Here is a 9,602-nt window from a genome sequence, read left to right on the forward strand (position 1 = left end):
TAACTAAAAGAAGTTACTGACGTAAAAGTTTTAGCTAAAAGATAAATGTGTTTAAACACAAGTAGTTGGAAATGCTAAAAAATTAGCTCATCCAGTAGAGGGTGTTGTAGTTCATCCATTACGGATTAAACCGTACAAAGCTCATTTTAGTTAATGAAATATTTGACTATAAAATTAGTAACTATTGTTGCTGTGTCCAGAACTCCTCTTGAGCAAATTGTTGCTGATATCTAGCAAGACTGGCTTCAAAATTTTCAGGTGTAACGGTATCAACAGCTTGTCTAAATCGATAAATAAGTTCTAAAGCTTCAGTTTTACAGTCTTGTAAAGTTAATGAAACAGGAAGTTTACCGCTTCCGCCTGTCCATGTCGTTTTGATTTGTTCTCGTGCTACACTCATCATCAACAAGTCACCTAATGCCCATCTTATAGATTGATATTCTTGTAGGTTTTCGGCACTACTTTTAATCCATTCTGTAATGATATCTATTCCAGGTGAGTTCCCATGTCCCCATTTAGAGGTAGGATTTGATAACCTTTCTATGTATTTGTCCCTCCAATAGTTATGGATTAAATTGGAATCTAAAAGATAATTTTCAACACAAGCACGATAAGTTAAGGTTAGCGATCGATTGCCAAGTTGGAGTAGTTGTATCTTATCAGTTGGTGGAGCATCAAAATCTCGATCCCGAAAAACGATATATCGTTGATTTGTTGTTTCATCTGGAAAAAAATAACCTTGAGCAAAGATTGAGAATGTAAACTTACTACCCGCCGAAACAATGGTACATCTATCACCCGTTATACCTTCAACAACTCTGCTGAGTAACTTATAGTCTAAGCTTTTTAGTTTTCCCTCACAAAAAATCGTTTTTCCGCCACTAACAACACTCACAATTACACCTCGAACCGATCTAACCGAACAATATATGCTTCAGGCACTAACTGTTCTATATAATCAGAATGAGTGGTAATGATAAATTGATTATTTTTGCCTAACTTCGGTAAAGCTCTTAGTAAAGCTTGTTGCATCGGTGGATGTAAATGCAATTCAAGTTCGTCAATTAAGATCACTGAATTATGAATATTCCAACTAGCAAAATCCATTAGTATCGGAAAAGTAGCACGCTCACCCCCAGACATCTCAGAAATTTCATATTGATTTTTACCATCATAGAGATAAAACCAAGGTTCGCTTAGAATATCATCAATCTCTTCCCGAATAACAGGCCCTTCAAAGCTACGCTCTGGAAAAACGAATTTATAGGCTCGCTCAATTTCCGCATATAAATCTTTTTGTCCAAGTCGTAATTTTTGTATTTTACCCGCTTCAACATCTTGATGAAACTGCCGCCATTTTGACAAGCGATCGCGTAGAATATCATCTGTAATTTCTAGTTTTCGATCCTGATTTTCAGTGGTTAAGCTAGTTGAGGTTCTTTGTTCTGTGTACCAAAGAATTGTACCAACTCGCTCAAACACTTGAAAGCCTTCAGAGCGAAGCAATGATTTAGCATATTCTCGTCCTTTGAATTGAAACAATTCAGCAGCCGTATCCGCTTGAACTCTCTCATCTCGCCATTTAAGAGTTACAATCGGTTGATTAGCGGGAGGTCTTAAATCATCCCGTCCTATATGATGTAACTTCTGCTGAAACTTTTGAACAGCTTCAAGTTCTTGAGATGAAAACTGTGCTTTTAGAGTCACATCTGAGTTAGATCTTTCCCAGTTCCTTGCTAATAATTCATAGCTAAATCCTGCCCATTCCAAGTCGGAAAGTTTCTTCAAGCGTCCAGTAGCTACCCCTAACGTTGCGGCAATTGCCTGTAAAAGACTTGTTTTTCCAGCACCATTCATTCCAACTAAAACGATTAAATCTCGTGCTAATCCAGTTTCTGGATCTGTAAAATCAAATATTTTAGAATTCCGAAATCTTTTAAAATATTTTAACTGGATAGATTGAACTTTCATAACGGTTATATCTAAAAATAGGGTTTGGTCGACAAACCCTTACAAAAAACGAAAATCGATTATTTTGTTTCCTCAGTGGGTTGAGATTGAACTCGTAGTAAAACCGCTTTCATTTCAGGCGTATCTAATAATATTTTGGTATTGGCTAAAAGTTTATCTCCCCAAAGATTTTTTCTTAAAAATTCTAAATCACCATAACGACCATCAATCATTAAAGCCGCTTCAGCTAATTTTAAGCCTTCTGTTTTTTTCCCTTGAACATAGGTGGCTACAGCTTGAGCTAATTTCGGTTCTGCTTGTTCAGGATCAATTTTAAGAGCCGCTTGCCACTCTTTTAAAGCCCCCGTTAAATCGCCTTGTTCGTATTTAACTAAACCCGTATTATTAATGGCTGGCCAAAAGTTTTTTTCTATAGAAACTGCTTTTTGATAAGCTTTAATCGCTTCGCCATATTGCCCTAACTTTAAGTGAGAATTTCCTAAATCAAAATAAGCCGTCGGTACATCGGTTTTGATTTTTAGCCCTGCGTTAATTTCGTTTATTGCCGTTTGATAGTCCCCTTTCTCAAAATAAGCACTACCGAGGGTAAAACGAATGACCGCTTCTTCTGGGGCTAAGGTTTGGGCTTGTTTAAGGGCTTCTATACCTCGATCAATTTCCTCCCCTTGTAGATACAAACTACCCAAAATAAACCAAGTCTGAAAGCGTTCTGGGGCTAGTTGAGTGGATAATTCAGCCCGCGAGACGGCCGCATCGGGACGCTCAAAACGCATCAGTTGAATGGCTTCTTCTGCCATTTCTAAGCCCGCTTGTTCGAGTTGTTCAGAATTGAGTTCTGGATTATATGGTAATAAGGCTTGTGCTTGTACGGTTTGTCCGCCACTCCACAAACCCATACAAGTTAACAATAAGAATAACCAAGAATGTTTAGACACGATAAAAGTCTCAAAAAATATTTATTTAGATCAGTCTATAAAAGCATCTTAACGCCAATTGCTAGAAATCTCTTCTAAACTTTCAATACGTTTTAAGATAATTATCTGCTGATTGTTCGATAAAGTGCTTGTATCAGAAGGGTTTTCCGACTGAGCCAAGGAAGATATTAAATGAGATCCTAATTCTCCTAATTTTCCTGATGATGAAACAAGTAAACTCTCACTTAAGGCATCATACCAGAATCCTTTCTGGGCATACTGCTCTATTTTTTCTTTTGGATTCAGGTTAGGATTGAAGCTAGAAGGTCTCGCCACAACTTTAAATTCTGCTCTTTCTAAAATATTATTGCCATTAGGACATCGCTGCGCCACTTGCCAAAGATATTTGTTTCCGACTGTTAGTGATGGTTGTTCGTTGGGTAAAGACAGGGTATTAATTCCGGCTGTACTTTTAAGTAGAATGGGCTTTCCTTTTTGTTTGACCTGACCATTCGCAGTAAACTCGAATAAACGGAATTCTATCTCGGATGGAATGCTCATCAACCAAATAAATTGAGGTCGAGCCGAGATTGTTTCTCCTACATAGGATTGAGGGGCTAGAATGATTAAGGTATCACTCTCGTCCTGATTTAAGCATCCAGAACGAATCCCAGTCGAGCGAGAATAGTCGCTTGGTGGCTCTTGAGAAGCTGGTGGTACATATCCCGCAGTCGCCGCAGCAAATGAGGTTAAACTCCATAATAAGGTTGTTGACAAAATTAATTTTATGTGCATTGCTTGACTCCATATTAATGAGGTTTTTAAAGAAAAAAAATCAAAATAGCGATCTCTTGCGATCTTGGCGTAGCGGTGCGCTTTTGAGAGGCCAACTTAACTCACAGCAGGTTCCATTCGGTTCTATGGCTTCTCTTTTAAAGGTTCCTCCTAGTTGTTTAGCTAAATTTTGACATTGTTTTGTCCCCCGTCCAGTGGTCGTGATCTTACTTTTTTTACCGTTATCTTGAATAGTAAGTGTATACCAGTTATTTTTTATACTCCCGATCGCACTAATTTTTTTAACCCCTGATGCGTGTTTACCAACATTACAAATTGCTTCTTCTAAAAATTGACATAGTTGTCGTTTTTCCTCATTAGATAAATCTCCCGAATCTATCGGCTCAAAAGAGCGTATTTTCACTTTTAAAGTAGTAAAATGAGGGAAATTGCGTTCTAGAGTGTTACTAAAAACTTCATATAAAAGCTCATGAAGTGGCTGTGCTAAATTAAGTTTTAAACCACTTCCCAGTCTTAAACTATCATCTTGAGTTATGGATTCTTGTTTTAAATAGTCCCCAATCTCTCTAATTTCTAAATTTAGGGTTTCAAGTTGTTGGAGTAATTCGGATTGAGATACGTTTTTTTCTCGCAAAGAACGTAAGACGATCGCTAATGTTTGTAATGGGCCATTATGAATCACTGTAAAAGTATGTTCAATGGTTCGCTGATGTTCTTCGAGCTTGACCTGTAATTTTTGTTCATACTGATAAAATGCCGTTAAAATAACTCCATTAAGAACAAGAGTTAGTAAAGATGGTACTACTGGCAACCACCAACCAATTAATAATACTAAAGAACAAATTAAGATTAAACTAAAACTACTCAAAATAATCATAAGTAAATTATTGAGTGGCGTTACAGTAACACGACTTAAATAAATACCGAGCATTCCCCAAGCAATGATCCACAAATATTCCCAACCTTCGGACATGGTTCGTAAAAACGGTCTATTGTCTAAAACCGCGCTGAGGATCTGACTGATACCATGTGCTTGAAATTCAACACCATAAATTTGACCGTACAGTTGTGAATGATTGAGAGCATTAGTATTAACTAAATCTGGCGCACTCGGTGAGGTAATACCAATTAATATAATTTTATCTTCTAACCATTTTGGTTCAAAATTATTGTTTTTAATATCATTAAGTGATAAAAGACGAAAAGGACTAATGTTATGAGAATTACGATAATTCAGCAGCATTTGTACACCACCCGCATCAGTTCCGACATAACCTCCCGTATTGGGATAAAAACGCGGTAATTCAGTTTTGCCAAAACGCATGGTTTGGGGATCATGAATGCCATTTTCTAAGGTAATATTTTCTTTAGCTAAATAGAGTTCGGCTAAACGTAAGCTTAGAGAAAATTTATAATCTTGTTTCGTGGGAATACCTAATAATATTCGTCGATATTGTCCATCAAAATCAGGTATAACATCAGAAAAGCCAATTTGTGAAGGGGGAATATTTTGAGGGGGAGCAATAGAGGGTTTTAAGACTTTTTCGATGACGATTAAATTTTGGCTATCAGATAAAGTTTTTTGACGTTCTAAGTAACCAGGTTCAACCCGAAGATCTCTAACAATGTCTAAACCGATCGCTCTTGGTTTATACTGTTGTAGTGTTGTGATCAGTGTAGCAATTTCTACATCGGCTACTGGGTATTGTCGAAGTTTTTTAATATCTTGTTCATCAATTCCCACAATCACAATACGTTCATCAAGTGTTTCAAAAGGACGATAGCGGAGTAATAAATCTAAAGCAGACAATTCAAAGTGTTGAAATAGTCCTAGAGAACGGGTGAGCAAGATTAAACCTGTTAAAGTCAATCCAGGAACAATTCCAAATGGCAAGCGTTGTAGCTTTGTCCCAATTTTTGCCCACATCATTAATTCATTTAGATTTCTGTCTTAAGTAAATCATACTTCAAGATTTAACAATTAGTTGTGAATTTTTCGGGTATGACCATTTCACTTTTCTGAAATCATCGTTACTTAAAACTGAAATTATCTTCTTATCGCGGTTCTTTTTATGAGCGGATATACATTGAAAAACCATCTATATATTATTTAGTTGTTATCCCAATTCCAGATAAATCCTACAGACGCGATGCACGAATCGTCTCTACATGGCGCGTCTATACAAATTCCCTTATTGCAGTTTTCGGAAATTACAAGTTGTTTAATCTGAATTGAAGATTACTTTTTTGACTTTTCAGGTTTGCCGTAAATCTACATGATTTGGAAAAAAAAAAATTTTATTCTAAAGACATCAAGAAAAAACAAATAAATTTCATTCACTCAAACAGGAGACAAAACAATGACTTACTACTACTACGGAACCAGTGGCAATAACTACTTAAATTATACAGGTTTTGATTATTTAAACGCTTATGGATATGGTGGCAATGATACTATCTATGGCAGTTATTACAACGATTATATTAACGGTGGTGATAACAACGATTATTTATCTGGCAATGGTGGCAATGATTATTTAGATGGATGGAATGGCAATGACTATCTAAATGGAGGTTCTGGAAATGATACTCTTTTAGGATATTACGGCAATGATACGCTTTTTGGTGGTGATGGTAATGATTATATGTACGGAGAAGCGGACAATGATTACCTAGATGGTTGGACAGGTAATGACTATATGGATGGTGGTTCGGGAAATGATACTCTTTTAGGATGGTATGGCAATGATACTCTTTTTGGAAGTACAGGAAGCGATAAATTATCTGGAGAATATGATAATGACCTGCTTCAAGGCTCTAGTTCTACTGTCTACAATAGTTATGAATACGATACCCTCACTGGTGGTTCTGGTAAAGATACATTTGTTTTAGGACAATCCTACGGCAGTTTTTATCAAGGTGCGGGTTATGCAACTATCACAGACTACTACTGGGTAGATGATAAGATTCAAGTCAAAGGTAGTAGTTCTAGTATTACTTTAATCCAAAATCAAAACGTGTTAGGTGGTTCCGCTTATGACACAATTATTCAAAATAGTTATGGTGATTGGATTGGTGTCGTGCAAGATAATACTAATGTTCTAAAATCAATGGACTTCATCTTTGTCTAACCCTCGTTTTTACAGTTGTTCACTCTGATAATTTATTTCCTCTAGTTTAGTCTTTGGACTAGACTAGCTTTTTTTTTATAAAATTTTAATTCCACAAATTATTGCATAACAAATCATGTTCAAACTTATCTCAATCAGATTTTGGGTTAAAAATAATTTAATTCAAAAGCTAGTAATTAATAGTCCTGTAGCTCACCGTGAAATTAATTTCACGGCTCAAAGCGGAAGTCCATTAAAATGGACTCTTAGTTCGTAAATCTGTTGAGTATGGTTTCATTTCTTTTTTTCATCAAATCTTTTTATTTTTCTAATTTTAGTCTATTCAATTGAAAAACCTTATTAGGGTGAGTCGGTTAAAACCGACTTTTGCTATGAGACGAGGACACGGATTTTCGACTTGTCGAAAATGCCAGAGTGTCCGTTAGTGAATTCATTCACTGGCATACTGGTATACTGGCATACTGACATACTTGTGTACTGGTGTACTGACATACTGGCCTTTCACTTTTCTGTAATTAAATGAACTCAATTCAGCTATTCAATCTACACAAATATCTATCGTTGAATTAAATTCATTTTCCTATGATCAAAGTAAAGTATTTAAAAAGAAAAGGTTAGGGAAAGTTTTTAGGAGGTCAATTCAATGAAAGTGAAATGGAAAAAGTTAATAATGCTAAGTCTTATGTGGTTATCCTCCGAAATAGTTTTAAACTTTTTGAATTTAGATAATTTAGCAAATTACGAAGAATTTAGGATGGCTCAAGGCTCAAGTCTAGTAAGCAAATTTAAGACAAGCCAACTAATCAATTAATCCTTCTTCACGAGAACGCTTTAACGTCAATATTCGGAGATTTTTATCATCTTCTGGATAAATTTCTAAAACATCTTGCAGTTTTGTCCAATAGTGACGTACCATCCGTTCAGAAACATTAATTTGTTTGGCTATAGCTTTATCTTGTAATCCTTCTTCAAATGCCAAACGTAATACTTCTAACCATTCTGGTTTAACCTCTAGTCCATTTTTAATTTCTTTTGTATGGGTAACTCCTTGTATCGCCCAGTTGACTCGCATTAACATTTCTTTTTCTGATAAACCTTTATCGGCAATAGTAAAACCTCCTTGATGAGAATCAATTTCATGTTTTAGACGAACTAACGCTTTAATATAACTGCTTTGTACTATCAAATTAAGTTGAGGAAAATTCTTCATTAGGTATTGTAATAATTGTAGTCCCACTTCAACCGTAGGGGTTAACCCTTGCGTTTCAGGTAAAGAAAGATCCATAATTACTAAAGTCGGCTTATACATCTCAATCTTTTCACGTGCTTCAGTTGCCGTTTGAGCCGTTATCATTCTTGCTTCTGGATACTGTTTTTTTAATAAATCTAGTGTTCCATCGAGGATCAGTGCATGATCGTCGATGACCAAAATTTTACTAGATAGCTCTGAATCATTACTCATTACTCATTCCTTGATATTCCTAGACATCATTACTTACGTTACTCTACATTTCTAGATTTAACAAGATTTTGAGAAATTTTAAAACTATCTTAACAATTTTTTTTTGATTCTTTGAAACTTGTAAATCATACAAGTCGTTTTAAATTGCAGTAAGGATTACTTAAAACTGAAACAAAGTTAATAGAAAAACTCAATGATTTTCTATTAATTTCTCTATAAGATTAAAGCCAAGAATCAAAATGATCCAGAAACAAGCATGTTAGCCCTCGAAGAAAAGACCAAAATTGTTCGGAATTATTTTTTGACTTCTGCATTAGTAATTTTTACAAGTGTTGTAGTTACAGATTTATTTTATAGTCCAATTAGAATCGGTCAACAGGAAAAATTAGAGAATTACAGTAATTATGTTACTGCTGGTTTAGTTAGCTATACCGTTAACTATTGTCAAAAAATCAAAGACTGATTAATTTTTTCATCTTCTCTAAGATCAAGAGTGATTCTCTAATATTGAATTTTAATCAATGATGTTTTTCTGTCTGTCCGATTTCATAAAAGTGAAATTTTATTTTCAATTTTTTTTCAATAACAATACAGAAAATAGCATTTAACTCGATTGTCCAACTGACTATTATAAAAACATACAAGCTTACTTGAAACACCAATTATTTTTTAGGAGTATCACCCATGTCGAAATCTACCAAATTACTACTCGCTACTCTAACTTTAACTTTAGGAGTTGTTTCAGTTGATGAATCAACGCAGGCTCAAATACCCGTTTATCTTCCCTATCCTGCTGTCCCTTATGTTCCAGTTTATTCTCCCTATCCTCAACCACAACCTCAGCAAATGCCAAATCGTGCAATGATGAAAGAACAAACGGTTAACAAACTGATCCTAAATCTTCAATCTCGTAATAATATCAGCAATATAAACGTTCAAAGAAATTTTAGAACTCAAGAACCTGAAAGTATTTGTTACAACGAAGCATTCAGCCGCACTGTAATGGTTAAAGATAGTGCTAATCATCAAAAGGCCTATGATCATGGATATTACGAAGGCAAGCGCGAACGGATTGAAGGGAAAAAATATGAACATCGAACGGCTGGTGGAGAGTTTGCTCGTGGCTATGAAGATGGTTTTTTTGATCGCAACTATGCAGGACAAGCGACGGTTGTTAGCGATCGTCCTGTACAACAAACTTTGAATCAGTATAAGTGTATTAATTTATAAAGCTCTGAATCGTTTAGCTTAATGGGACTTAAACACAAATCAAGCCCAAATAAACCCTAAACTTGCTTTGTAAGAAGCAAAGACATCCCTATTTTGAGT

Annotated in this window: 9 protein-coding genes; 3 read left to right on the forward strand and 6 right to left on the reverse strand. The window is 35.4% G+C overall.

Translation table 11 applies throughout. From position 1 onward, the window contains the following. Positions 1 to 181 precede the first annotated feature (181 nt). The 5 genes from C7H19_RS15025 to C7H19_RS15045 form a co-directional block, all read right to left on the reverse strand. Complete coding sequence (locus tag C7H19_RS15025) at positions 182 to 895, reverse strand: hypothetical protein (RefSeq protein ID WP_106457700.1); 714 nt, start codon at positions 893 to 895, stop codon at positions 182 to 184. A 2-nt stretch (positions 896 to 897) separates the two neighbouring features. After that, complete coding sequence (locus tag C7H19_RS15030; protein WP_106457701.1) at positions 898 to 1,971, reverse strand: AAA family ATPase; 1,074 nt, start codon at positions 1,969 to 1,971, stop codon at positions 898 to 900. 59 nt (positions 1,972 to 2,030) lie between these two features. Then, entirely contained in the window at positions 2,031 to 2,867 is an 837-nt protein-coding gene (locus C7H19_RS15035) for a tetratricopeptide repeat protein (RefSeq protein ID WP_106457702.1), read from the reverse strand. Between the two features lie 87 nt (positions 2,868 to 2,954). Then, positions 2,955 to 3,680, reverse strand: a complete 726-nt coding sequence (locus C7H19_RS15040) for a DUF928 domain-containing protein (protein ID WP_106457703.1) — start codon at positions 3,678 to 3,680, stop codon at positions 2,955 to 2,957. Between the two features lie 40 nt (positions 3,681 to 3,720). Then, the gene (locus tag C7H19_RS15045) at positions 3,721 to 5,610 is read right to left on the reverse strand and encodes a sensor histidine kinase (RefSeq protein ID WP_106457704.1); all 1,890 of its coding nucleotides are present in this window, start codon (positions 5,608 to 5,610) and stop codon (positions 3,721 to 3,723) included. Positions 5,611 to 6,040: 430 nt separating this feature from the next. Here C7H19_RS15045 and C7H19_RS15050 point away from each other — a divergent pair, with 430 nt between their 5' ends. Continuing rightward, entirely contained in the window at positions 6,041 to 6,811 is a 771-nt protein-coding gene (locus tag C7H19_RS15050) for a calcium-binding protein (protein WP_106457705.1), read from the forward strand. 799 nt (positions 6,812 to 7,610) lie between these two features. Here C7H19_RS15050 and C7H19_RS15055 read toward each other — a convergent pair. Next, entirely contained in the window at positions 7,611 to 8,273 is a 663-nt protein-coding gene (locus C7H19_RS15055; protein ID WP_106457706.1) for a response regulator transcription factor, read from the reverse strand. Between the two features lie 256 nt (positions 8,274 to 8,529). Here C7H19_RS15055 and C7H19_RS25730 point away from each other — a divergent pair, with 256 nt between their 5' ends. Beyond that, a complete protein-coding gene (locus C7H19_RS25730; RefSeq protein ID WP_106457707.1) occupies positions 8,530 to 8,736 on the forward strand; it encodes a hypothetical protein in 207 nt (68 codons plus the stop codon). Positions 8,737 to 8,957: 221 nt separating this feature from the next. Beyond that, positions 8,958 to 9,503: a hypothetical protein gene (locus C7H19_RS15065; protein WP_106457708.1), complete on the forward strand. Its 546-nt coding sequence runs from the start codon at positions 8,958 to 8,960 to the stop codon at positions 9,501 to 9,503. Positions 9,504 to 9,602 lie beyond the last annotated feature (99 nt).

It is taken from the genome of Aphanothece hegewaldii CCALA 016 (assembly GCF_003007785.1).
In the GTDB taxonomy this organism is placed as follows: domain Bacteria; phylum Cyanobacteriota; class Cyanobacteriia; order Cyanobacteriales; family Microcystaceae; genus Chroococcus; species Chroococcus hegewaldii.